The organism is Jiangella anatolica (assembly GCF_003236295.1).
In the GTDB taxonomy this organism is placed as follows: Bacteria; Actinomycetota; Actinomycetes; order Jiangellales; family Jiangellaceae; genus Jiangella; species Jiangella anatolica.
This window is the reverse complement of the sequence record NZ_POTW01000034.1, coordinates 23,604-43,645: the sequence shown is the minus strand read 5'-3', so window position 1 is coordinate 43,645 and position 20,042 is coordinate 23,604. Positions and strand designations below refer to the sequence as shown.

The following is a 20,042-nucleotide window of genomic DNA, read 5'->3' as shown; positions in this document are numbered from 1 at the left end:
TGTCACTGCTGGCACCGGGAATCGCCACTGCTTGTGGGTCAGGTCGTGCGCTCGGCGATGAGGCGCTCGACGCCGTCGAGGATGAGGCGCAGGCCGAAGTCACGGCCGTTGTCCGGCGGCGGCGCCTCGCCGTCGAGCAGGGCGTGCAGCGTCGGGTAGCGGTCGGCGTGCTCGCGCAGCAGCGCCGCCTGATGCCCGTTGACCCACGGCTGGGTGCCGGCCGTCGCCACCGACATGGTGGCGCGGACGTGGCCGCCCAGCATGCGGGCGAGGCTCATGCGCTCGGGTCCGGTCAGTCCGGTCTCCGCGAGCACGGCCGCCGAGAGCTCCGTCCAGCCGGTCTCGTTGGGGCCCATGACGCGGTCGCCCATGGTGACCCAGGGCAGCCAGGGGTGCGCCTCCCACGTCTGCCCGAGCAGCCGCACCCACGCCTCGATGCGCGGCCGCCACGACGTCCCGGGCAGGTCGCCAAACGCCGGCGGCTCACCGACGGCGAGGTCGATCATGGCCGCGACCAGCTCGTCCTTGCCGGTGACATACCGGTAGAGCGACATCTTGGTGAAGTCGAGGTCGGCCGCGACCCGCTGCATCGAGACCGCCGCGAGCCCTTCGGCGTCGGCGAGGTCGACCGCCGCCTGGGCGATGCGCTCGAGGCTGAGCACCGGCTTCGGTCCACGAGTGGGCCCCTCTCGCAGCCCCCAGAGCAGCTGGATCGTGCCATCCGCTGTCGTATCCGAACCGGTCACCGGGTGCCCTCCACATCTGTCTCCGGAACTCTACCAAAATTGAGTCTTGCGGAAACAGTATCTGTGGGACACAGTTGTCCTCAGCCGGAAACAGTTGACCGGCGGACACAGATCAGGAAGGTGAGTGACCCATGTCCCGCAAGCTCTTCGTCAACGTGCGCACCACGGATCTCTCCCGGGCGACGGCCTTCTACACGGCGCTCGGTTTCGAGCTCCAGCAGGACTTCTCCAACGAGCAGGCCGTATGCGTCGCCGTCAGCGACTCGATCTACGTGATGGCGCTGGTCGAGGACTTCTTCGCCGAGTCGGTCGCCAACGGCGTCTCGACGTCGGGGACCGAGGCGATCCTCGCGGTCACCGTGGCCAGCCGTGAGGAGGTCGACGAGGTGGCCGACAAGGCCCTGGCGGCCGGCGGCCAGAAGGCCAAGGACCCGTTCGACGAGGGATTCATGTACGGCCGCAGCTTCCTCGACCCCGACGGTCACCACTGGGAGCTGGTCTGGATGGACCCGAACGCCGACTTCTCCTGAGCGCACCGGGGCGCGGCCCGGCGGCGATGAATCCGGGCGACTTTGTCAGTCGGTATCGGCACAATCGTTCGCGGAGGAGCACCCGATGACCGACACGCAATCCGTCGCCGACGCCGCCGGCCGGCAGCTGCCGCGCGCGCTGACGCCGTTCCGCACCCCGGCCTACCGTCGCCTGGCGGTGGCCCTGGTGCTGTCGACGTTCGCGTCCGGCGTCTGGATCGTGGCGCAGGTGTGGGAGGTCATCCGCATCGGTGGCGGGCCGGGCCAGCTCTCCGTCGTCTCCACGGCGTCAGCCGTCGGCGTCATGCTGCCGGCTCTGCTGGCCGGCGTCGTCGCCGACCGGGTCCCGCAGAAGACCATCCTGATCTGCGTCGCCTGTGTCGAGCTGGGCGGCATGGCGCTGGTCGCCGCGCTCTCGCTGACCGACGTCACCCGGCTGTGGCACCTGGCCGTCGTCGCGTTCGTCACCGGCGTCGGCATGGCGTTCTACTACCCGGCGTACTCGGCGTGGCTGCCGGCGCTGGTGCCCGAGTCGGACCTGATGGCGGTGAACGGCTTCGAGGGCATGGTCCGGCCGACGGTCGGTCAGGCGCTGGGCCCGGCCGTCGCCGGCGCCGTCGTCGGCATGGCCAACCCCGGTTCGGCGGTGCTGGTGGCCGCCGGCGCCGCGGCGCTCGGCCTGCTCGCGCTGACCACGGTCCCGAAGACGGCGGTCCGCCGCGAGCTCCCCGCCGAGGCCGTCGCGCACCCCGTCCGCACCGCGCTGGCCGACATGCGCGAGGGCCTGGCCTACATGTGGCGAACGCCGTGGCTGCTGGCCACGCTGCTGTTCGCCAGCCTGATGATCCTGGTCCTGATGGGCCCGCTCGAGGTGCTGGTGCCGTTCATCATCAAGGACCGGCTCGGCGGCGGCCCCGGCGACCATGCGTGGGTGCTCGGCGCGTTCGGCATCGGCGGCGCCGTCGGCTCGCTGATCATGGCGTCGATGCGGATGCCGCGCCGCTACCTCACCTGGATGAACCTGCTCTGGGGCGTCGGCTGCCTGCCGATGGTGGTCATCGGCTTCGCCGGCGCGATCTGGGTGGTCATCGTGTCGGCGTTCCTGCTCGGTGCGTTGTTCTCCGCGCCGATGGTCATCTGGGGCACGCTGCTGCAGCGGCGGGTGCCGCCGGCGCTGCTGGGCCGCGTCGCCAGCCTCGACTTCTTCGTCTCGATCTCGCTGATGCCGGTGTCGATGGCGCTGGCCGGCCCGATCTCCGAGGTCATCGGGCTGCGCCCGACGTTCGTGATCGCCGGGGTGGTCCCGGTGGTGGTCGCCGTCGTGGCGATCGTCTGGGCCAGGCTCCCGGCCGACGAGATCGCCCACCCGCTCCGCGACGAAGGCGCCGAGCCGGACCCTGACCGCGTCGCGCCCGTCCTCGACCCGGCCTGACCGGGAGCGCCGACTCCTCGCGAGTGCTGCCGCCGGGTCGACGACGTCGGCCCGGGTTCTGGCGCCGGCCAGGTGGCCGTCGCATGTGGGTCGTCCCGCAGGTCCGCTCGCGTAGCGGTTTGATCTTGCGGGCGGCCGCGAGCGGGGGGTCCGCACCCGCAGACTCGGGGCCTCCACCTCCGCCGACGCGGCGCGCAACCGCAACCCAGCAGCACCAGAAATCAGTTCTGGCCAATATCCGGAATTCTGGATAGTATCCCCGGCATGTCGCGCCTCCAGATGCTCATGTCGAAGGCCGGAGCCGTCGCCCACCTGCTGGCCGTTGAGCTCTCCACGGCGTCCGCGGGCGACCGCATGGCGACCGTGCAGGAGCTCAGCGAGCGGTACCAGGTCGGCAAGGGCACGGTCCAGGCGGCACTGGGCCTGCTGGAGGAGGCCGGTGCGGTCGAGATCCGGCCGCGCGGCAAGCTCGGCACCTTCGTCGCGGCGATCGACCACGGGTTGATCTGGGAGTTCGCGGGCGGCCGGTCGATCTCGGTCGCCATGCCGCTGCCGTACTCACGCCGCTACGAGGGCCTCGCGACGGGCATGCACGCGTCGTTCCAGCGGGCCGGCGTCCCGCTGACGCTGATGTTCGTCCGCGGCTCCACCGACCGCATGCGCGCGCTGCGGGAGGAGCGGGCCGACTACGCCGTCATGTCGCGGTTCGCCGCCCAGTCCGATCCCGAGCTGGACATCGTGCGCGACTTCGGCCCGCATTCCTACGTCGGCGCGCACGGGCTCGTCGTCGCCGAGGGGAGGGCGCCGGACGACGCGGGGCTGCGGGTCGCCGTCGACCCGGCGTCGGTCGACCAGGCGGAGCTGACGGCGGCCGTGTTCCCCGGTCTGCCCCAGCAGCAGCGCATCGAGGTCTCGTACAACCAGTTGAACAGGCACTTCGCCGACGGTCTCGTCGACGCGACCGTGTGGAACCTGGACGAGATCGACACCCACATCTCCAGCCCGGTGACCGTCCATCCGGTCGAAGGGCTGGCGGACGACGCCACCACGTCGGCCGTCATCGTCGCGCGCCGGGACGCCGACGCGGTGCCGACGGCGGTCAAGGCCGCGCTCGTGGACGACCTGGTACGGACGGCGGCGGACGACGTCGTCGCCGGGCGGCGCATCCCCACCTACTGAACCCCACGGACGGAGTCACGCATGGACGACCGACTTCGCCTGCGCCTGGACACGTTCCGCGCGATGGCGCAGACCCCGCCGGGCGTCGTCGACTTCGTGACGAGCGAGCTCGAGCGGCTCGAGCCGGACCACGACGTCACCGACGAGACCGCGGGCTCGCTGACCTCGCACCTCGTCGCCGCGCTCGGCCGGCTGCTGCGCGGCGAGCCGGACATCGAGCCGCCGGCCGACGTCGTCTATCGGCAGGTCGTCGACGAGGCGCCGGACGCGGTCGTCGCGGCGGCCCGGCTGTCCGAACGGGCCGAGTCCACCCTCGGCGTCGCGCTGTCCGCCGTCGAGCAGCAGTACCTCAGCCTCCATCTCGGCGCCCTCGCGCTGACCGCAACCAAGGAGAACCGATGAAGATCATCGCTGGTGGAGTTGCGAAGACCGAGGTCGCGGAGGTGTTGCGACCACTGCTCAGTCCCGGTGACACCGTCATCGTGGGCACCGACATGGACGCCGCCGTCCAGCTGCGCGCCGGCCAGGCGGACTACTACATGGGCACCTGCCACACCGGCGCCGGCGCCAGCCTCGGCGTGCTCGTCGGCCTGCTCGGCTCGGACCGGACCCACACGTTCGGCCGCACGATCCCGTCCGCCGCCGCGATCAAGGCCGCGGTCGACGAGGGCAACGTCGCGTTCGGCTTCGCCCTGGATCAGGTCCAGGAGGTCGTGCCGGCGCTGTGGGCGGAGCTGGACGGCAGACGGCGGGGGGCGGACGCATGATCCTCGCCGCCACCGACACCGCGTCGGTCTCGTTCGAAACGTGGCAAGGCGCGCTGGTCATCGTGATGTGCGCGTTCGCGGCGCTGATCGCGAACGCCGCCCTCGCCGTCTTCAACGACGGCGCCCGGCCGTTCCTGCTCGACTACATCCAGGGCCGGTCCACCCGGCTGGCCACCGCGACGATCGTCACCGGGCTGTCGGCCGGGTTCATCTTCGGCCTCGGCGCGCCGATGGCGCTGTCCACCGGCGTCCTCAACCCGTGGCTGGTGTTCCTGCCGGTGGAGATCATCGGCCTGGTCGCGCCGTGGCGGTGGCTCGCGGCGGCGGGCGGCGCGGCGTGGGGCGCGATCTGCGTCTTCGGCCTCAATGCCGCCAACGACGCGGCGACGTCGCTGCCGATCGACTTCGTCACCGCGCTCCAGCAGATCTCCACCCCGATCCTCTGGCTGTTCACGCTGTTCCCGGTGCTGGCGATCACTCGCCAGTTCGGCCGGGCGAAGGGCCTGATCACGTTCGGCGCCGAGCTCGCCGTCGTGCTGCTGTCGATGAACGTCTGGGAGACGCTGTTCCCCGGCTCGCTGGCGATGGCAGTGGGTGTGGTCATGCTGCTCGGATTCGCGCTCACCCAGGACCGGTCCGCCCGGCGGGCCGAGCAACTGGTTCTGGCCGGCGCCTCCGAGACCGACCGCGTCGTGCTGGCCGAGCAGCGGGCCGCGGCTGCCGCGGCGTCGGACCAGCTGTTCGGGCCGAACGCGGACCGGCTGCGCCGCAACGTGATCCCGCTGGGCGTGCTCGGCGGGCTGGTCGCGGCGCTGGCGGCCAGCGGCATCTTCGGCGGCGGCGAGGCGACCAGCTTCCTCGTCGCCGACGGCACCTACGGCGAGGCCGCGCAGGTCGACTTCCTGCGGGCGTTCGGCTTCGTGCCGCTGATCGCGACGACGGCGCTGGCCTCCGGCGCGTACGCGATGGCCGGGTTCACCTTCGTGTACCCGATCGGCTACCTGTCGCACCTGTTCATCGACGCCTGGCCGCTGGCGCTCGCGGTCGCGTTCGTGCTCGGCGCGCTGGTGATGTCGGTCGAGGTGCTGCTGCTCAGCGCCGTCGGGCGGTGGCTGCAGCACTGGCCGAGCGTGCGCGAGTCGGCCGACCACATCAGGCACGCGATCACGGAGTCGCTCACGCTGGCGATCCTGGTCGGCTCGCTGATGGCCGGCCTGGCGATGGGCGGCGGTCTCGGCATCGCGCTGGTCGGCGGGCTGTACCTGATCAACGAGGCGATGGGACGGCCGGTGGTGCGGATGGCGGCCGGTCCGGCGGCGGTCATCGTCGGCGGCATCGCGCTCAACCTGCTGCACCTCGTCGACCTCGTCCAGCCGGTGGCGGGCTGATGCCGATCCGGACCGCCAGCGGCCGGGTGCTCGTGCCGGCGGACGTGCCCGGCACGGTCCTCGCGCACGAGCACCTGGTCGTCGACCTCACCCGGTTCGGCGACCCCGAGGCGCGGGTGAGCGACGACGCCGCGGTGGCGGCCGAGCTGGCCGCGGCCCGGACCGAGCACGGGCTGGGCCTCGTGGTCGACCTGACCGGCCGCGGCATGGGCGGCGACCGGGCCCGGGCCCGCGCGATCGCCGAGCGGGCCGGCGTCGAGGTCGTCGTCGCGACCGGCTGGTACTACGAGCGGTTCCACCCGGGCGGCGAGCCCGGCGACTCCGTCGTGCGGGCCACCGAGCTGCTGGTGGACGACATCGGCTCGGAGGTCCGTCCCGGCGTGATCGGCGAGATCGGCAGCAGCGGCTCGGCCAGTCCTGCGGAGCGGGTCGGGCTGCTCGCGTCGGCCGGCGCCGCGCTGGCCACCGGGCTGTCCGTGGCCACCCACGCCCACCTCGGACGGGGTGCGTTGGAGCAGCTCGACCTGCTGACGTCGGCTGGGCTGCCGCCGCACCGGATCTGCATCGGCCACCAGGACCTCATCGACGACCAGCGTCAGCACCAGGCCATCGCCGCCGCCGGCGCGTACGTCGCCTTCGACACCGTCGGCAAGGCGTCCTACCAGCCGGACGAGAAGCGGATCGAGCTGCTGCTCGCGCTGCTGGCGGCGGGGTACGCGCGGCACGTCCTGCTCAGCAACGACATCTCACGCGACGCCTACCTGACCAGCCGCGGCGGGCCGGGCTTCGGCCACGTGCTCGGCCCGTTCCGCGCCGAGCTCGCCACCCGCGGCGTCGACCCGCCGACGCTCGACCTGCTCTACCGGGCGAACCCGCTGCGCTGGCTGGACGGAACGGAGACACCATGAGCCCCTCGCTGCCCGAGACGACGCCGCTGCCGATCGCGACCGCCGAGGACGCGCTGGGGATGCAGCAGCGGCTGGTCGGCGCGATCGCGGCGCACTTCACCGACGGCGCGCTGTTCCGCGCCGACGTCGGGGTCGTCCCGGGACTCGGCCGGCCGGACACGACGGCGCGTGCCGAGGCGTCCCTGGCCGAGGCGTTCGGCGCCGACGACGCCTGCCTGGTCCAGGGCGCGGGTACCGGCGCCATCCGGGCCGCGCTGTCGGCCGGCCCGTGGGCGCGGGGCGAACGGCGCGTCATCGCCCACGACGCGCCGGACTACGCGACGACGGCGACGACGTTCCGCGATGGCGGCGTCGAGGTGGCCCGGGTCGACTTCGACGACGACGCCGCCCTCGACGCGACGCTGGCCGGCGACCCGGCGCGCTGGGTCTACGTGCAGCACTCGCGGCAACGGCTGGGCGACCGGCACCAGCCCGCCGCCGTGATCGCGCGGGCGGTCGCCGCCGGCCACGGCGTCGTCGTCGACGACAACTACGCGGTGTTCCGGACCCCGCGGATCGGCGTGCAGCACGGCGCCACCGTCTCGGCGTTCTCGCTGTTCAAGCTGCACGGGCCGGAGGGCGTCGGGGTGGTCGTCGGTTCCGCGGACGTGGTGGGGCGGGCGCGGGTGGCGAACTACTCCGGCGGCGGCCAGGTCCAGGGCGCCCAGGCGCTGGCGGCGTTGCAGGCGCTGGTGATGGTCCCGCTGAACTGGGCAGCGCAGGCCCGCGCGGTGACGGAGCTGGCCGAACTGCTGGCCGGCGGCGCCGTGCCGGGTGTCGTCGACCTGCGGGTGGCGAATGCGCAGGACCTCTGCGTGATCGCGCTGCTGGACCGGCCGGTGGCGGCGCGGGTGCCGGAGTGGGCCGCGCGGCACGGCGCCGCGCCGTTCCCCGTCGGCTCCAACTCGCGGCACGAGATCACTCCGCTGGTCTACCGGCTGTCGTCGTCGACGCTGGCCGCGCAGCCGGAGCTGGCGGACTGGGCGATCCGGGTGAACCCGATGCGGGCCGGTGCCGAGCTGACCGTGCGGATCCTGCGGTCGGCGCTGGCCGAAGGGGATCGTTGATGTTCCTGGCGATGACCGAGCGGCGCAACCCGGCGCTCGTCGAGGCCGCGATCGACCTGCACCGCTCCGGCGCCGTCGAGCCGGACACCTACGTGATCGACCTCGACGCGGTGGACCACAACGCGGCCGCGCTGGCGGCGGCCGGCGGGCGGCACGGCGTCGAGCTGTGGTTCGTCGCGAAGCAGTACGGCCGCAATCCCCTCGTCACGGCCACCGTGGCGCAGCACCTGCCGCTGGCCGCGGCGATCGACCACCGCGAGGCCGGCGCGCTGCTGGGGGCCGGCGCCCGGCTGGGCAACCTGGGCCATCTGGTGCAGGTGCCCGCTCGCCGGCTCCCGCGGTTGCTCGCCGCGGGGCCCGCATACGTGACGGTGGCGGACGAGCAGAACCTGGCCGCGGTCGCGGCGGCCGCTTCGGCCGGCGGGCGCGGTCGCGTCCAGCCGGTGCTGCTGAAGATCCGCGGCGCGGCCGAGTCGACGTTCCCCGGCCAGGACGGCGGTTTCGAGGTCTCCGACGTCGCCGGCGTGCTGGCGTTCGCCGCCGAACTGGGCGGCGTCCGCATCGCCGGCGCGACCGGGTTCCCGTGCCTGAGCTTCGACACCGCCGCCGGCCGGCCGCGGCCCACCGGCACGCTGGAGCGGGTGCTCGCCGCCGCGGCGACCCTGCGCGCGGCGGGCCTCGATCCCGTCCTGTCGCTGCCCAGCCACACGAGCGTCAGCACGATCCCGCAGATCGCGGCGCTCGGCGGCACGGTCGGCGAGCCGGGCCATTCACTCACCGGCACGACGCCCGAGCACGCCGTCGATGCCGGGCTGACCGAGCGTCCGGCGCTCGTGTACGTCTCCGAGATCGCACAGCTCGGCTCGGCGCCGAGCGTGTTCGGCGGCGGCTTCTACAGCCGCGGCCGGGCTCGCGACCTGGTCGTGGCCACGGCCGGCGGGGTGCGCCGGGCGACGCTGCGGGACACCCCGGCCGGGAGCATCGACTACTACCGGCGGTTCGACTGGCTCGGCGACGGTGGCGGCGCGCGGGTCGGCGACACGGCCGTCATGGCGTTCCGGACGCAGATCTTCGTGACGCGTTCCCGGGTCGCCGTCGTCTCGGGGATCGGGTCCGGGCGGCCGCGGCTGGACGGCGTGTTCGACGCGCTGGGCGGCCGGGTCGCATGAGCCGGTCGGCGACCGTCCTCGTCCTCGACGGCTTCGGGGCCGGGGCGATGCCGGACGCTGCTCTGGTGCGGGCCGCGGACGCCGCGGCTGACACCGTCGGCTCCGTCGCCGCCTGGACCTCGCGGTCACGGGGCCGGCCGCTGGCAGTGCCGCACCTGGCTGGTCTGGGTCTGACGGCGGTCCGGCCGGATCTCGGTGACGTTCTGGCCGCGCCCGTTCCGCTGGTGCGGGCCTCTGGCGCCCTGGCCGGGCTCGGCTATCCCGGCGCGGACTCGTTCGCCGGCCACCAGACGCTCATGGGCGCCGACATGTCGCACGTCGTGTTGTGCCGGCTGGCCGACCGTCTCGACGTGGTCGCTGCGGCGCTGCGGGTCGCCGGGCACCTCGTCTCGACGCTGGCCGATCTGCCCGTGCTGGTCGTCGACGGCTTCGCGCTCGTGCACGACAACCTGGAGGCCGACCCCGGCCTGAACTGGAACGTCTCGGCCCGGCTGGACGACCTGGACTTCGCCGCGATCCTGGCGATCGCGCAGGTCGTCCGCTCGGTGGCGCCGGTCGCCCGTGTCATCGCCGTCGGCGGCCGGTCGGACCGGCCGCTGGCCGACGCCGTCCGCCCAGGTCCGGACGGGACGGTCGGCCTGGACACGCCGGCCAGCGGGTTCTACCGCAACGGCGGGCTGCGGGTGCAGCACCTCGGCGCGCCGGTCGACCATGCCTCGCAGCTGCATGAGGTGGCGGCCCGCGCCGGTCACCGCGTCGTGCTGATCGGCAAGGCCGCGGACCTGCTGGTGACGTCCGCCCCGGCCGACCGGCGTCCCGGTGTCGACACGGCAGCCGTCCTCGCCGACGTCGCCTCCGCCGCGGGGACCGGGCTGGTCGTCGCGAACGTCCAGCAGACCGATCTGGCCGGCCACTCGCAGGACCCGGCCGCGTTCGCCTCCCTGCTGGAGACCGTCGACCGCGCGCTGCCCGGCATCGCCGCCCGGCTCGGCCCGGACGACCTGCTGGTCGTCACCGGCGACCACGGTAACGACCCGTCCATCGGTCACCCGTTCCACACCCGCGAACTCGTCCCCGTACTGGCCGGAACGGGCGGCGCCCCATCGACGCGCCGTGGCCCGGACCTCGCCTCCTTGGCGGACGTCGGCGCCTCGGTCGCCCGCTGGCTGGGCCTCCCAGAGGGGCCGACCAGCTGCGCACGATCGGGCTCCGGAATCGGGCTCCGGACATGAAAACAGCTCAGAGGATGACCTCTGAGCTGTGGGTGTTGCTGGCGGTCCTGACGGGACTTGAACCCGCGACCTCCGCCTTGACAGGGCGGCGAGCACTCCGAGCTGCTCCACAGGACCTTGCGTTCGTACTTCCGTGCCCGGCGACCGTCGGAACGGGTACCGCATCCCCAACGGGATTCGAACCCGCGTTGCCGCCTTGAAAGGGCGGAGTCCTAGGCCGCTAGACGATGGGGACCAGATCTGACGACATGGCCCATGGCTCGTCGCCGTTCGGGACGTTGAAAGCATAGGGTGGACGCGCTCAGTTCTCCAAATCGGGAGCTGGCGACGGGTCCTCGGGGCCCTGGGCTGCGCCGTCGTCCTCGCCGGCCTGGTGGCGGTCGATCTCGGCGCTGGTCTGGCCGAGGCCGCCGAGGGTCAGATCGTCCCAGGCCACGAGCCCTTTCGTCTCCGGATCGAAGTAGAGCACCGACAGATTGACCGGAGTGGGATCTTCGTCACGTAGGCCGCGCAGCCCGGCGCCGCCGGTGGAGCCCTGGACCATGACCCGCGTGCCGTCGTCGAGGACATACGTGTCGCGCTTGTGGGCGTGGCCGGACAGCACCAGCGGCGCGATGCCGTCGAACAGCTCGGCGTGGCTGGGGTCGTGGTAGACGATGACGTCCGGGGGCGGGTCGAGCTCGGCCGCCTCGTCGGCGAACTCCTCGGTGCCCTCGCGGATGACCTCGTCGGGGACGCCGCGCACGGACTTGTCCGGCGTGAACCGGGGGTCCGGCGCGCCGAGGAAGCGCAGCCCGGCCACCTCGGCCGGCTCGCCGTCCAGGACGACGGCGTTGGGTGCGGCGGCGACGGCGGCCGCGGTGGCGACGGAGTCGTGGTTGCCCTTGACGAAGACGTAGGGCCGGCCGAGGTCGGCGATCGGGCGCACGTAGGAGTTCTCCAGCGGCGTCCCCTGGTCGACGATGTCGCCGCTGTCGACGATGACGTCGACGGCGTACTGCTCGGCGACGGCGTCGATGATGTCCCAGGCGGCCGGGTTGAGATGCAGGTCCGACACGTGCAGGACGCGGATCGTGTCGTCGTTGGGCTGGAACGTCTCCAGGTTCAGCGTCGTGTCGTAGACGGCGGCGACGTTGGCGACGAAGCCGGCCAGCTGGTCGGCGTAGGCGTCGAAGTTCGTCGCGATGTCCTCGGCGTTGCCGATCAGCTGCGGCGCGGCCGCCAGCGGCCCGGTGTACGCCGGCTCCCGGACGGCGTCGGGGTCGAACGTCAGCGCCGTCAGCCCGTACCCGCCGAGCACCGCGGCGAGGGCGACGCCGGCCGCCAGCGCCGTCCGCCGCACCGAGCGCAGCACCAGCAGCGCCGCCAGCGTCCCGCCGACGACCGCCGTGAGGCCGGCCCGGACCGCAGCGTCGACGATGACGTCCTGGATGCCGGCGCCGATCTGGTCGTCCAGGCCGGCCAGCGAGTACGGGTCGTTGACGTAGCCGTTGAGGCCGTCGAGGTCGACCTCGCGGACGGAGATGTTCAGCTGCACCGGTCCGGAGTGGGTGTCCAGGACGACGGCGCCGACGGGGTCCAGCTCGATGACCGACTCGCCGGTGAACGCCGGCCGGAACGCGACGTCGATGGCCAGCGGCCCCACGTAGGCCTGCGTGGTGCCGGCGACGGCCAACGCGATCCACGCGCCGACGAGCGCCAGCGCGACCGGGCTGAGCAGCGTGAACGTGCGACGCAGCCACGGTGGCCAGGTCGCCGGGCGGGCGTAGTCCTGCCACTCCCGGCGCGGCGCCGGGTCCCCCGGCGGACTCGTCTCCGTCGCTACCTCCACGTCTCGTTGGTAACACATTTCCGCCCCCGGAAACGGCTCCGCCCATCGCGGCAGGCGAGACTGGTGCCGTGCTGGAGCTGACCGAGGCGGAGTTCGAACGGCTGGTGTCCGAGGCGATCGACGAGATCCCGCCGGAACTGGCCGAGATGATGAACAACGTCGTCATCCTGATCGAGGACGAGGCGCCGGCCGACGAGCCCGACATCCTCGGGCTGTACGAGGGTACGCCGCTGACCGAGCGCGGCGAGTGGTACACCGGCGTGCTGCCGGACACGATCAGGCTGTTCCGGCTGCCGATCCTGCGCATCTGCGACACCCGCGACGACGCCGTCGACGAGGTGCTGATCACCGTCGTGCACGAGGTCGCGCACCACTTCGGCATCGACGACGAGCGGCTGCACGAGCTCGGCTGGTCGTGACCTACCCCCGCGCGGCGAGCGGCACATCGCCGAGCAGCCGCGCCGCGTTCGCCGTCGTGGTCGCACGCCAGTCGCCGCCGGCCCGGTCCAGCCGGCTCAGCTGCCGGGCGACCCCCGCCGCCGGCGTGAAGCAGAACCCGCTGCCGTAGACCACCTGCTCGGACCCCGACGGCCAGAGGCCGGACGTCCCGAGATCGACCCACAGCCGGTCCAGCTGCGCCGCGAGCCGGGCCCCGTCGTCGGCGAGGAGCTCCAGCCGCGACGCCAGCAGCGGCAGCACCGACCCGGCGTCGCCGACCACGAACCGGATCCGCGGATGGCGCGTCAGCACCCCGGAGAGCACCAGGTCGCCGACCGCCCGCACCCCCTCGAACACGAACTCCATGAGCGGCCGGGGCCGGTCCAGCGCGACGTCGCGCCAGTTCGGCGGCGAGGTCGGGTGCAGCAGGACCACGGCCTCCCGCTCGTCGAGGAACCGCCACAACGGCTCCAGCCGCGGGTCGCCGGGGTAGCGGCCGGCGGCGTTGGTCAGCACCGCCACCCCGGACGCCGCCAGCTGGTCCAGCGCGTGCCCGGTCTCGGCCAGCGCGCCGTCGAGGTCGGGCAGCGGGAGCGCGGCGAGGAACCCGAACCGGTCCGGCCGCTCGGCGGCCAGTCCCGCGGCCGCCTCGTTCACCCGCCTGGCCAGCACTCGGGCCCGGACGTCGTCACCGAAGTGCACGCCGGGCGACGAGACCGACAGCACGGCACGCGAGATCCCGTGCCGGTCCATCAGCTCGAGCTGCGACGAGACCGACCACCGCGGCCAGCCGGGCATCCCGTCGGGGGCGAGGTGCCCGGCTCGCACGGCCGCGGCCACGTACTCCTCGGTGAGGAAGTGCGCGTGCACGTCGACGAGCGTCACGAGACGCTCGGGTGCAGCAGGTCGGACAGGCCGATCCGCAGCAGGAAGTCGGCGCGGATGCGGTCGGCGACGGCGTTGACGGCGACCGAGCCGTCGTCGGAGGGGTCGATGTGGACGCGGAACGGGCGGCGGCCCTTCTCGGCGCCGACGACGTCGACGATGGCCCGGGCGACGTCGGCGACGTCGGCCCACTCCGGCTCGAGCCCGGCGAGCCGCTGCCTGACGTCGTCCATCAGGCCGGCGTAGCGCTCCTCGTACTCGGCGGCGACGGCGATGTCGGCCGGCGAGCCGCTGTGCGCGAAGTGGTTGGTGCCCTTGGTGAACGCGCCGGGGACCACGATGGTGGTCTCGATGCCGAACCGCGACAGCTCCAGCGCGTAGCTCTGGGCCAGCGCGTCCATCCCGGCCTTCGCCGCGAAGTACGGCGCCAGATACGGCGGGGTACCGCCGCGGGTGCTGGAACTGCCGACCCAGACGACCAGGCCGTCGTGCTGCCGGCGCAGCACGGGCAGGGCGGCGCGGTTGAGCCGCTGGGTGCCGACGACGTTCGTGTCGTAGAGCTGGGCGAGTTGCTCGGGCGTGAACGCTTCGGCCGGGCCGGTGACCATGTGACCGGCGTTGTGGAGCAGGACGTCCAGCCGGCCCTGCTCGCCGACGACGGTCGCCACGGCCTGCCGGGCGGACTCGTCGGAGCTGACGTCGAGCTCGACGGCGCGCAACGTGCCGCCGGCGTAGGCCCGCGCCTCGGCCGCCGCGGTGGCGTTGCGGCCGGCGACGTCGCGCATCCCCGCGTAGACGGTGTGGCCGGCGTCGGCCAGGGCGCGGGCGGTGAGTGCGCCGAAGCCGCTGGACGCGCCGCTGATGAGGATCGTGCCCATCAGATCGCACCGCCGTTCGCGTACAGCGTCTGGCCGTTGACCCAGCGCGCCGGTCCGGCCAGGAACGCGATGACCTCGGCGATGTCCGACGGCTCGGCGATGCGCTCCAGCGGCGCCTCGGCGGCCAGCCGGTCGAGCAGCTCCTGCGGCTTGCCGTCGAGGAACAGCGCGGTCGCGGTGGGGCCGGGCGCGACGGCGTTGACAGTGATGTCCCGGCCCCGCAGCTCGCGGGCCAGGATCAGCGTGATCGCCTCGACGGCGCCCTTGCTGGCCGCGTAGGCGGCGTAGCCGGGTCGCGAGAACCGCGTCAGCGAACTGGACACGTTGACGATGGCGCCGCCCCGACGCAGCCGGCGGGCGGCCTGCTGGTCGACGGCGAAGGTCCCGCGGACGTTGGTGCGCAGGTGGGCGTCGAGCTCGGCGAGGTCGAGGTCGGCCAGCGGCGCGAGCCGCATGATGCCGGCGGCGTTGACGACGACGTCGACGCCGCCGAAGGCCCGCTCGACCTCGTCGAAGAGGGCGGCGACGGAGTGCTCGTCGGCGACGTCGGCCTGGACGGCGATGGCCTGCCCGCCCGCGGCGACGACCTCGGCGGCCGCCTGCTCGCCCTCGTCCTTCGAGCCGCCATAGGTGACGCCGACGGCATAGCCCTCGCGGCCCAGCCGGGCGGCGGTCTCGCGGCCGATGCCGCGCGAGCCGCCCGTGACGATCGCGACGCGAGGTGTGTTCTGGTCGGTCATGACCGGGTCCTTCCGGATCTGAGGTGTGTGCTGACACCTCGATCGTGGAATCCGAGAAGCATCAATACAAACGAATCTCTTCGATGCCAGGATCAGTTCGCGCGATGCAAGTCCCGGCCGGCGACCGTGCCGTCGAGCAACCGGACGTGCTGCGTCACCAGCCCCAGCAGCGCCCGCAGCGCCGCGGGCGGCCGGCGCCGGCGCAGGGTCGCCAGGTGCACGGCCCACTCGAACGACTGCCCGTCGACCGGCAGCACGCGCACCCCGTCCGTGAGCCGGGCCGCGTACTCGGGCAGCAGCGCGACGCCCACCTCGTGGCGGACGAACGCGGCGGCCTCGTCGACGCCGGCCACCTCGACGGCGATGCGACGGGAGAGGCCGGCGGCCTCGAACACCTGGTCCGCGATCGCGCGGTTCGTGAAGCCGGGTGGGAAGTCGACGAAGCTCTCGTCGGCGAGATCGGCCAGGATCACCCGGCGGCGCCGGGCCAGCCGGTGCCGCACCGGCACCGCCAGCACGTTCGGCACGCGGACCAGTTCCCACGTGGCCAGATCCGGGTGCGCCGGCCCGCTCAGGGCCAGGAGCGCGACGTCGCAGTCGCCGGCCAGCAGCGCCGCCAGGTTGCCCGACGACCCACTCGCCTCGACCCGCAGCTGCAGCTCCACACCGGGGTAGCGGGCCCGGAACAGGCCCGCGACGGCGGGAAGGTCGATCAGCGCCAGACCGCCGAGCATCGCCATCCGGACCCGGCCGCGCAGGCCGCTGCCGAGCTCGTCGACGACGTCGTGCGCGCCCTGGACGGCGTCCTGCACCGCCAGCGCCTCCGGCAGCAGGGCCGCGCCGGCCTCGGTCAGCACCACCCGCTGCGCGTTGCGCTCGAACAGGGTGACCTTGAGGTCCTTCTCCAGCGCGGCGATGGCCGCGGAGACGGCGCTCTGGACGACGTGCAGTCGCTTCGCCGCCAGCGTGAAGCTCTTCTCGTGCGCGACGGCGACGAAGTACTCCAACTGCCTGAGCTCCACGCAGCCAGTGTGGCCTACGCGGGATGGTTCGGGCGCCGGGCCGGGAACGCCTCTCGGCGCAACGGCCGCTCGTAGCGGCTATAAGTGGGACCCGGGGTTACCACGGCCCGCCGCCCAGCGAGAGCCCCGAAGGGCTGTCGCCAGTACCTGAAACTACCCGATGTCCGTGGTTGTTCCCAGCGTTGTGGCGTGGGAAGGATCACCTTGACGACACGCCGCAGAGCGGTTCGGGCCGGTCAGGGCGCGGTCATCCGGCGGGCCAGCTCGACGACGGCGGCCCGTTGCGTCGCGCGGTCCAGGCCGTCGGCGCCGACCGTCATCCGGGCGACGTGCGGCACGACGAACCACCAGTCGACCAGCGCCATGAGGCCGTAGAGCAGCTGACCGGCGCCGACCGCGCCGGTCACCAGCCCGCGCCGCTGTGCGTCGGCGACCGCCGCGACCTTCTCCTGCAGATGCATCGCCCGCTTCGTCTCGGCGACGACCTCGCCGCCGCTGACCAGGCCCTCCCAGTGCAGCAGCCGGAGGAGGTGCGGGTGGTCGGTGTGGTGGTCGAACAGCCGCCCGGCGTAGTCGCCGAGGTCGCCGGCCTGCTCCGGCGTGAGCGGGACGGCCTCGGCGAGGCGCTGGAGCTCCTGTGTCAGCACGGCCCGGAACAGCCCGTCCTTGTCGCCGAAGTACTGGTAGATGCGCTCCTTGTTGACGCCGGCGGACCGGGCGAGGCGGTCGACGCGGGCGCCGGCAGGCCCGTACTCGGCGAACTCCTCGACGGCGGCGTCCAGGAGGCGGCGACGGGTCGCCTCGGTGTCCCACGGCATGACAGCACCGTAGCAATCTCCAACCGTCTAGTTGCTTTTTGCGGCCGACTGGCGCAAACTCCAACCATGCAGTTGGAAAACCGTCCACCCTCCGTCCACCGCCGCGCCGTGATCATCTGGCTGGCCATCTACCCGCTCGTGACGCTCGGGCAGTTCTTGCTCCGCCCGCTCACCGGCGACCTGCCGACGCCGCTGAGCACGCTGGTGCTGACGCTGCTGGTCGTGCCGGTCGCCGTCTACCTCGTCGTGCCGGCGCTGACGCGGGTCAGTGCCCGGCTGCCGGCCGGACGATCGCGCCGCGGGCAACCAGTTCGATCGTGAGCGCGACGGCGGCCGTCTCGACCGCCAGCAGTCCGATCAGCACGAACAGCTGAACGGCGCCGGCCTGGATCGGGTCGGCGCCGCCGATGAGCATGCCGACGAACGCGCCCGGCAGCACCACCAGACCGACGGTGCGGGTCTGGTCCAGCGCCGGGATCAGCGCCGTCGCCGCCTGCGGCCGGGCGATCTCCAGCGCGGCGTCGCGCGGCAACAGGCCGACCGACAGCGCGGCCTCCACCTCACCCCGTCGCGTCTCCAGCTCGTCCAGCGCGCGCCGTCCGGCCAGCGCGGACGCCGTCATCGCGCCGCCGATCAGGATCCCGGCGACCGCGATCACCGCCAGCGGCGTCGTCGGCAGGACGCCGACGGCCAGCAGGGCCGTCACCACCAGCAGCGGACCGGCCGCCACCGGCACGACCGCCCGCCACCAGGACCGGTCGCTGGTGATCCGGCGCCCCGCGGTCACCGTCGCCGTCGCGAGCATCACCAGCAGGAACGCGGCCGTCAGCGGCTCTACCTCGACGACGGCGGCCAGCACCAGCGCGACGGCGGCGAGCTGGACGACCGCCCGCACGGCCGCCGTCACCACCGCGCGGTCGTGGCCGAGGTGCGCGACGGCGCTCACGGCGACGGCGACCACGACGAGAACCACCATCGTGACGACGAGACCCGGACCGACCGGCAGCAGAGTCGAGGACATCTCGTCACCGTAGTGTGGGGACATGGTGAGGCTGACGAGGATCTACACCCGCACCGGCGACGACGGCACGACCGGGCTGGGCGACTTCAGCCGCACCCGCAAGACCGACCCGCGGCTGGCCGCGTACGCCGACGCCAACGAGGCCAACGCGGCCATCGGGGTGGCGATCGCGCTGGAGCGCTCCGGCGCCGGCGGCGGCGACCTCGGCCCCGACGTGCTGGCCGTGCTGCAGCGGGTCCAGAACGACCTCTTCGACGTCGGCGCCGACCTCTGCGTGCCGCTGAAGCCCGAGTACGAGCACCCGCCGCTGCGGGTCCAGGCCGCCTGGATCGAGGAGCTGGAGGCCGACTGCGACCGTTACAACGCCGAGGTGCCGAAGCTGACGTCGTTCATCCTGCCCGGCGGCACCGTCACGGCCGCGCAGCTGCACGTCGCCACCACCGTCGTGCGGCGAGCGGAGCGATCGGCCTGGCGGGCGGTCGAGGAGTACGGCAGCGGCGACATCGACGGCGTCAACCCGCTCACCGCCACCTACCTCAACCGGCTCTCCGATCTGCTGTTCATCCTGGCCCGCTACGCCAACCGGGCCGCCGGCGACGTCCTGTGGCAGCCGGGCGGTGGCCGCGCGGAACCGCCGAGCCGGCGCTAGCCTCGAGATCATGAGGCTGACGAAGTTCGAGCACTCCTGTGTTCTCGTCGAGGACGGCGACGCTCGCGTCCTCATCGACCCGGGCGGCTTCTCGCACGGCTTCGAGACGCTGACGGGGCTGACGGCGGTGCTGGTCACCCACCAGCACCCGGACCACCTCGACGTCGGCCGGCTGCCGGCGCTGCTGGCGGCCAACCCTGACGCGACGCTCTACACCGACGGCGGCAGCGCGGCCGTCCTGGCCGAGTCCGGCATCGCCGCCACCGGTGTCCAGCCGGGCGAGCGGCTGCACGTCGGCACCGGCATCGACGTGTTCGGCGGCCAGCACGCGGTGATCCACCCCGACGTGCCGGTCATCCCGAACGTCGCCTACCTGATCGGCGGCCGGTTCCTGCACCCGGGCGACTCGTTCACGATCCCCGACGTCGACGTCGAGATCCTCGGGCTGCCGACGGCCGCGCCGTGGCTGAAGCTGAGCGAGTCGGCCGACTACCTGCGGGCGCTGACGCCGAACGTCGCGGTCCCGATCCACGAGGCGCTGCTGGCCGCGCCCGACTTCTTCTACAACCTGTACGAGAAGCTCGCGCCGGAGGAGACGGAGCTGCGCGTGCTGGCTCCCGGCGGCGCGTTCGAGGCCTGACCGGACGACAGTGGACAATGGTGACGTGACCGAAGGCAGCCACCGGCGCCCGCAGCTGCGCCCCGACATGCCCGAACTGCTCGGCGACCCCGATCCCGCCGACCGCACCGCCGTCGCGCACGCCACCGCGGCCGCCGTCCTGCAGGCGGCCCGATCCGAGCCCGGCGCGGCGCCGCGGCTGCTCGACCTCGCCGACCGGCTCGGCCTGGACGAGATGGCCGAGCTGTGGCGCGGTTCCGGCGCCGACACGCTGCCCGGCACGCTCTGGTCGCTGTACCTGCTGCGCAGCTGGGTGCACCGCAACGGCTCCGAGGCGGCCCGCGTCTTCGCCGTCGGCGAGCGGGTCGCGGAGGTGTCGACGGCGGTCGCCGGCGTCGCACACCCGCCGGGTCCGGCCGAGGTGGCCGCGCTCGGCGACGCGGTGCTGACCAGCGCGTTCACCGGCGACTTCGCGGTCGCACTGGAACGGGCGGCCGCGTTCTGCCGGGTCGTCGCCGCCGGCCGTGCGCACTCCGCCGACGACATGGGGGAGGCGGACGGCGAACGGCAGACCCGGCTCGCCAAGGGCAACCTCCGCATGGCGGAAGAGCTCGAACGCGCTGCTGCCCTCTGGCGCCGCAACGACCTCCACTGACCCCTCGTGGGAATGATCACGTCAAGTAG

23 protein-coding genes and 2 tRNA genes are annotated in these 20,042 nt (G+C 73.2%); 15 read left to right on the top strand and 10 right to left on the bottom strand.

Translation table 11 applies throughout. The features are described 5' to 3' along the window. Nucleotides 1-38 precede the first annotated feature (38 nt). Nucleotides 39-662, bottom strand: coding sequence for a TetR/AcrR family transcriptional regulator (locus C1I92_RS15700; protein ID WP_233507021.1), 624 nt, complete (start codon nt 660-662; stop codon nt 39-41). Nucleotides 663-877: 215 nt separating this feature from the next. Between C1I92_RS15700 and C1I92_RS15695 the strand changes: the two genes are divergently transcribed. From C1I92_RS15695 to C1I92_RS15650, 10 genes are all read left to right on the top strand, one after another. Beyond that, nucleotides 878-1,276, top strand: a complete 399-nt coding sequence (locus tag C1I92_RS15695; protein ID WP_111255591.1) for a VOC family protein — start codon at nt 878-880, stop codon at nt 1,274-1,276. Between the two features lie 85 nt (nt 1,277-1,361). Beyond that, nucleotides 1,362-2,708 carry an MFS transporter gene (locus C1I92_RS15690; RefSeq protein ID WP_111255590.1) on the top strand — a complete coding sequence of 449 codons (1,347 nt, stop codon included), beginning with the start codon at nt 1,362-1,364 and terminating at the stop codon, nt 2,706-2,708. 264 nt (nt 2,709-2,972) lie between these two features. Continuing rightward, on the top strand, nt 2,973-3,887 hold the full coding sequence (gene yhfZ / locus C1I92_RS15685; RefSeq protein WP_111255589.1) for a GntR family transcriptional regulator YhfZ: 915 nt from the start codon (nt 2,973-2,975) through the stop codon (nt 3,885-3,887). A gap of 21 nt (nt 3,888-3,908) precedes the next feature. Then, complete coding sequence (locus tag C1I92_RS15680) at nt 3,909-4,289, top strand: transcriptional antiterminator (RefSeq protein WP_111255588.1); 381 nt, start codon at nt 3,909-3,911, stop codon at nt 4,287-4,289. After that, nucleotides 4,286-4,654 carry a DUF2620 family protein gene (locus C1I92_RS15675; RefSeq protein ID WP_111255587.1) on the top strand — a complete coding sequence of 123 codons (369 nt, stop codon included), beginning with the start codon at nt 4,286-4,288 and terminating at the stop codon, nt 4,652-4,654. The genes C1I92_RS15680 and C1I92_RS15675 overlap by 4 nt, the downstream gene beginning before the upstream one ends. Next, on the top strand, nt 4,651-6,042 hold the full coding sequence (locus C1I92_RS15670) for a YhfT family protein (protein WP_111255586.1): 1,392 nt from the start codon (nt 4,651-4,653) through the stop codon (nt 6,040-6,042). The genes C1I92_RS15675 and C1I92_RS15670 overlap by 4 nt, the downstream gene beginning before the upstream one ends. Continuing rightward, complete coding sequence (locus C1I92_RS15665; protein ID WP_111255585.1) at nt 6,042-6,950, top strand: phosphotriesterase family protein; 909 nt, start codon at nt 6,042-6,044, stop codon at nt 6,948-6,950. The genes C1I92_RS15670 and C1I92_RS15665 overlap by 1 nt, the downstream gene beginning before the upstream one ends. Beyond that, nucleotides 6,947-8,056 (top strand): aminotransferase class V-fold PLP-dependent enzyme, encoded by a 1,110-nt coding sequence (locus C1I92_RS15660; protein ID WP_111255584.1) that lies wholly within the window; start codon nt 6,947-6,949, stop codon nt 8,054-8,056. The genes C1I92_RS15665 and C1I92_RS15660 overlap by 4 nt, the downstream gene beginning before the upstream one ends. Beyond that, entirely contained in the window at nt 8,056-9,225 is a 1,170-nt protein-coding gene (locus C1I92_RS15655; RefSeq protein ID WP_111255583.1) for an alanine racemase, read from the top strand. The genes C1I92_RS15660 and C1I92_RS15655 overlap by 1 nt, the downstream gene beginning before the upstream one ends. After that, a complete protein-coding gene (locus C1I92_RS15650) occupies nt 9,222-10,457 on the top strand; it encodes a phosphopentomutase (protein ID WP_111255582.1) in 1,236 nt (411 codons plus the stop codon). The genes C1I92_RS15655 and C1I92_RS15650 overlap by 4 nt, the downstream gene beginning before the upstream one ends. Nucleotides 10,458-10,496: 39 nt before the next feature. On the opposite strand, the gene C1I92_RS15645 is transcribed toward C1I92_RS15650, so the two are convergent. The 3 genes from C1I92_RS15645 to C1I92_RS15635 all read right to left on the bottom strand — a co-directional run bounded on the left by C1I92_RS15645 (nt 10,497) and on the right by C1I92_RS15635 (nt 12,288). After that, nucleotides 10,497-10,574 (bottom strand) — tRNA-Asp (locus tag C1I92_RS15645). Between the two features lie 45 nt (nt 10,575-10,619). Further along, a tRNA-Glu gene (locus tag C1I92_RS15640) sits at nt 10,620-10,692 on the bottom strand. A gap of 66 nt (nt 10,693-10,758) precedes the next feature. Then, complete coding sequence (locus C1I92_RS15635; RefSeq protein WP_146605154.1) at nt 10,759-12,288, bottom strand: metallophosphoesterase family protein; 1,530 nt, start codon at nt 12,286-12,288, stop codon at nt 10,759-10,761. A 68-nt stretch (nt 12,289-12,356) separates the two neighbouring features. Between C1I92_RS15635 and C1I92_RS15630 the strand changes: the two genes are divergently transcribed. Next, nucleotides 12,357-12,707 carry a metallopeptidase family protein gene (locus C1I92_RS15630; RefSeq protein ID WP_111255580.1) on the top strand — a complete coding sequence of 117 codons (351 nt, stop codon included), beginning with the start codon at nt 12,357-12,359 and terminating at the stop codon, nt 12,705-12,707. Nucleotide 12,708: 1 nt separating this feature from the next. Here the strand turns inward: C1I92_RS15630 and C1I92_RS15625 are convergent, their stop codons facing one another. The 5 genes from C1I92_RS15625 to C1I92_RS15605 form a co-directional block, all read right to left on the bottom strand. Continuing rightward, nucleotides 12,709-13,611 carry an amidohydrolase family protein gene (locus tag C1I92_RS15625; RefSeq protein WP_111255579.1) on the bottom strand — a complete coding sequence of 301 codons (903 nt, stop codon included), beginning with the start codon at nt 13,609-13,611 and terminating at the stop codon, nt 12,709-12,711. Next, nucleotides 13,608-14,489, bottom strand: a complete 882-nt coding sequence (locus C1I92_RS15620) for an SDR family oxidoreductase (RefSeq protein WP_199521272.1) — start codon at nt 14,487-14,489, stop codon at nt 13,608-13,610. Before C1I92_RS15620 ends, C1I92_RS15625 begins: the two co-directional genes overlap by 4 nt. Further along, on the bottom strand, nt 14,489-15,229 hold the full coding sequence (locus C1I92_RS15615) for an SDR family oxidoreductase (RefSeq protein ID WP_111255578.1): 741 nt from the start codon (nt 15,227-15,229) through the stop codon (nt 14,489-14,491). Before C1I92_RS15615 ends, C1I92_RS15620 begins: the two co-directional genes overlap by 1 nt. A gap of 92 nt (nt 15,230-15,321) precedes the next feature. Next, a complete protein-coding gene (locus tag C1I92_RS15610) occupies nt 15,322-16,251 on the bottom strand; it encodes a LysR family transcriptional regulator (protein WP_111255577.1) in 930 nt (309 codons plus the stop codon). Nucleotides 16,252-16,487: 236 nt separating this feature from the next. Then, nucleotides 16,488-17,069 (bottom strand): TetR/AcrR family transcriptional regulator, encoded by a 582-nt coding sequence (locus tag C1I92_RS15605; RefSeq protein WP_111255576.1) that lies wholly within the window; start codon nt 17,067-17,069, stop codon nt 16,488-16,490. Between the two features lie 66 nt (nt 17,070-17,135). Here C1I92_RS15605 and C1I92_RS15600 point away from each other — a divergent pair, with 66 nt between their 5' ends. Next, nucleotides 17,136-17,390, top strand: coding sequence for a hypothetical protein (locus tag C1I92_RS15600; protein ID WP_111255575.1), 255 nt, complete (start codon nt 17,136-17,138; stop codon nt 17,388-17,390). Here C1I92_RS15600 and C1I92_RS15595 read toward each other — a convergent pair. After that, nucleotides 17,335-18,090, bottom strand: a complete 756-nt coding sequence (locus C1I92_RS15595) for an ABC transporter permease (RefSeq protein ID WP_111255574.1) — start codon at nt 18,088-18,090, stop codon at nt 17,335-17,337. The genes C1I92_RS15600 and C1I92_RS15595 overlap by 56 nt on opposite strands. A gap of 22 nt (nt 18,091-18,112) precedes the next feature. Here C1I92_RS15595 and C1I92_RS15590 point away from each other — a divergent pair, with 22 nt between their 5' ends. Genes C1I92_RS15590 through C1I92_RS15580 form a run of 3 tightly spaced genes read left to right on the top strand, consistent with a single transcriptional unit; the run spans nt 18,113 to nt 20,013 of the window. Continuing rightward, the gene (locus tag C1I92_RS15590; RefSeq protein WP_111255573.1) at nt 18,113-18,739 is read left to right on the top strand and encodes a cob(I)yrinic acid a,c-diamide adenosyltransferase; all 627 of its coding nucleotides are present in this window, start codon (nt 18,113-18,115) and stop codon (nt 18,737-18,739) included. Between the two features lie 10 nt (nt 18,740-18,749). After that, entirely contained in the window at nt 18,750-19,379 is a 630-nt protein-coding gene (locus C1I92_RS15585) for an MBL fold metallo-hydrolase (protein ID WP_111255611.1), read from the top strand. A gap of 25 nt (nt 19,380-19,404) precedes the next feature. Then, a complete protein-coding gene (locus C1I92_RS15580) occupies nt 19,405-20,013 on the top strand; it encodes a hypothetical protein (RefSeq protein ID WP_199521271.1) in 609 nt (202 codons plus the stop codon). The last annotated feature ends 29 nt before the right edge of the window (nt 20,014-20,042 follow it).

What these genes read in the sequence shown, in the direction of transcription:
- C1I92_RS15585 (WP_111255611.1), top strand. Translation starts at nt 18,750, where the DNA reads ATGAGGCTGACGAAGTTCGAGCACTCCTGTGTTCTCGTCGAGGACGGC.
- C1I92_RS15650 (WP_111255582.1), top strand. Translation starts at nt 9,222, where the DNA reads ATGAGCCGGTCGGCGACCGTCCTCGTCCTCGACGGCTTCGGGGCCGGG.
- C1I92_RS15595 (WP_111255574.1), bottom strand. Translation starts at nt 18,090, where the DNA reads ATGTCCTCGACTCTGCTGCCGGTCGGTCCGGGTCTCGTCGTCACGATG.
- C1I92_RS15590 (WP_111255573.1), top strand. Translation starts at nt 18,113, where the DNA reads ATGGTGAGGCTGACGAGGATCTACACCCGCACCGGCGACGACGGCACG.
- yhfZ (WP_111255589.1), top strand. Translation starts at nt 2,973, where the DNA reads ATGTCGCGCCTCCAGATGCTCATGTCGAAGGCCGGAGCCGTCGCCCAC.
- C1I92_RS15655 (WP_111255583.1), top strand. Translation starts at nt 8,056, where the DNA reads ATGTTCCTGGCGATGACCGAGCGGCGCAACCCGGCGCTCGTCGAGGCC.
- C1I92_RS15675 (WP_111255587.1), top strand. Translation starts at nt 4,286, where the DNA reads ATGAAGATCATCGCTGGTGGAGTTGCGAAGACCGAGGTCGCGGAGGTG.
- C1I92_RS15670 (WP_111255586.1), top strand. Translation starts at nt 4,651, where the DNA reads ATGATCCTCGCCGCCACCGACACCGCGTCGGTCTCGTTCGAAACGTGG.
- C1I92_RS15620 (WP_199521272.1), bottom strand. Translation starts at nt 14,489, where the DNA reads ATGGGCACGATCCTCATCAGCGGCGCGTCCAGCGGCTTCGGCGCACTC.
- C1I92_RS15665 (WP_111255585.1), top strand. Translation starts at nt 6,042, where the DNA reads ATGCCGATCCGGACCGCCAGCGGCCGGGTGCTCGTGCCGGCGGACGTG.
- C1I92_RS15660 (WP_111255584.1), top strand. Translation starts at nt 6,947, where the DNA reads ATGAGCCCCTCGCTGCCCGAGACGACGCCGCTGCCGATCGCGACCGCC.
- C1I92_RS15690 (WP_111255590.1), top strand. Translation starts at nt 1,362, where the DNA reads ATGACCGACACGCAATCCGTCGCCGACGCCGCCGGCCGGCAGCTGCCG.
- C1I92_RS15680 (WP_111255588.1), top strand. Translation starts at nt 3,909, where the DNA reads ATGGACGACCGACTTCGCCTGCGCCTGGACACGTTCCGCGCGATGGCG.
- C1I92_RS15600 (WP_111255575.1), top strand. Translation starts at nt 17,136, where the DNA reads ATGCAGTTGGAAAACCGTCCACCCTCCGTCCACCGCCGCGCCGTGATC.
- C1I92_RS15695 (WP_111255591.1), top strand. Translation starts at nt 878, where the DNA reads ATGTCCCGCAAGCTCTTCGTCAACGTGCGCACCACGGATCTCTCCCGG.
- C1I92_RS15605 (WP_111255576.1), bottom strand. Translation starts at nt 17,069, where the DNA reads ATGCCGTGGGACACCGAGGCGACCCGTCGCCGCCTCCTGGACGCCGCC.
- C1I92_RS15615 (WP_111255578.1), bottom strand. Translation starts at nt 15,229, where the DNA reads ATGACCGACCAGAACACACCTCGCGTCGCGATCGTCACGGGCGGCTCG.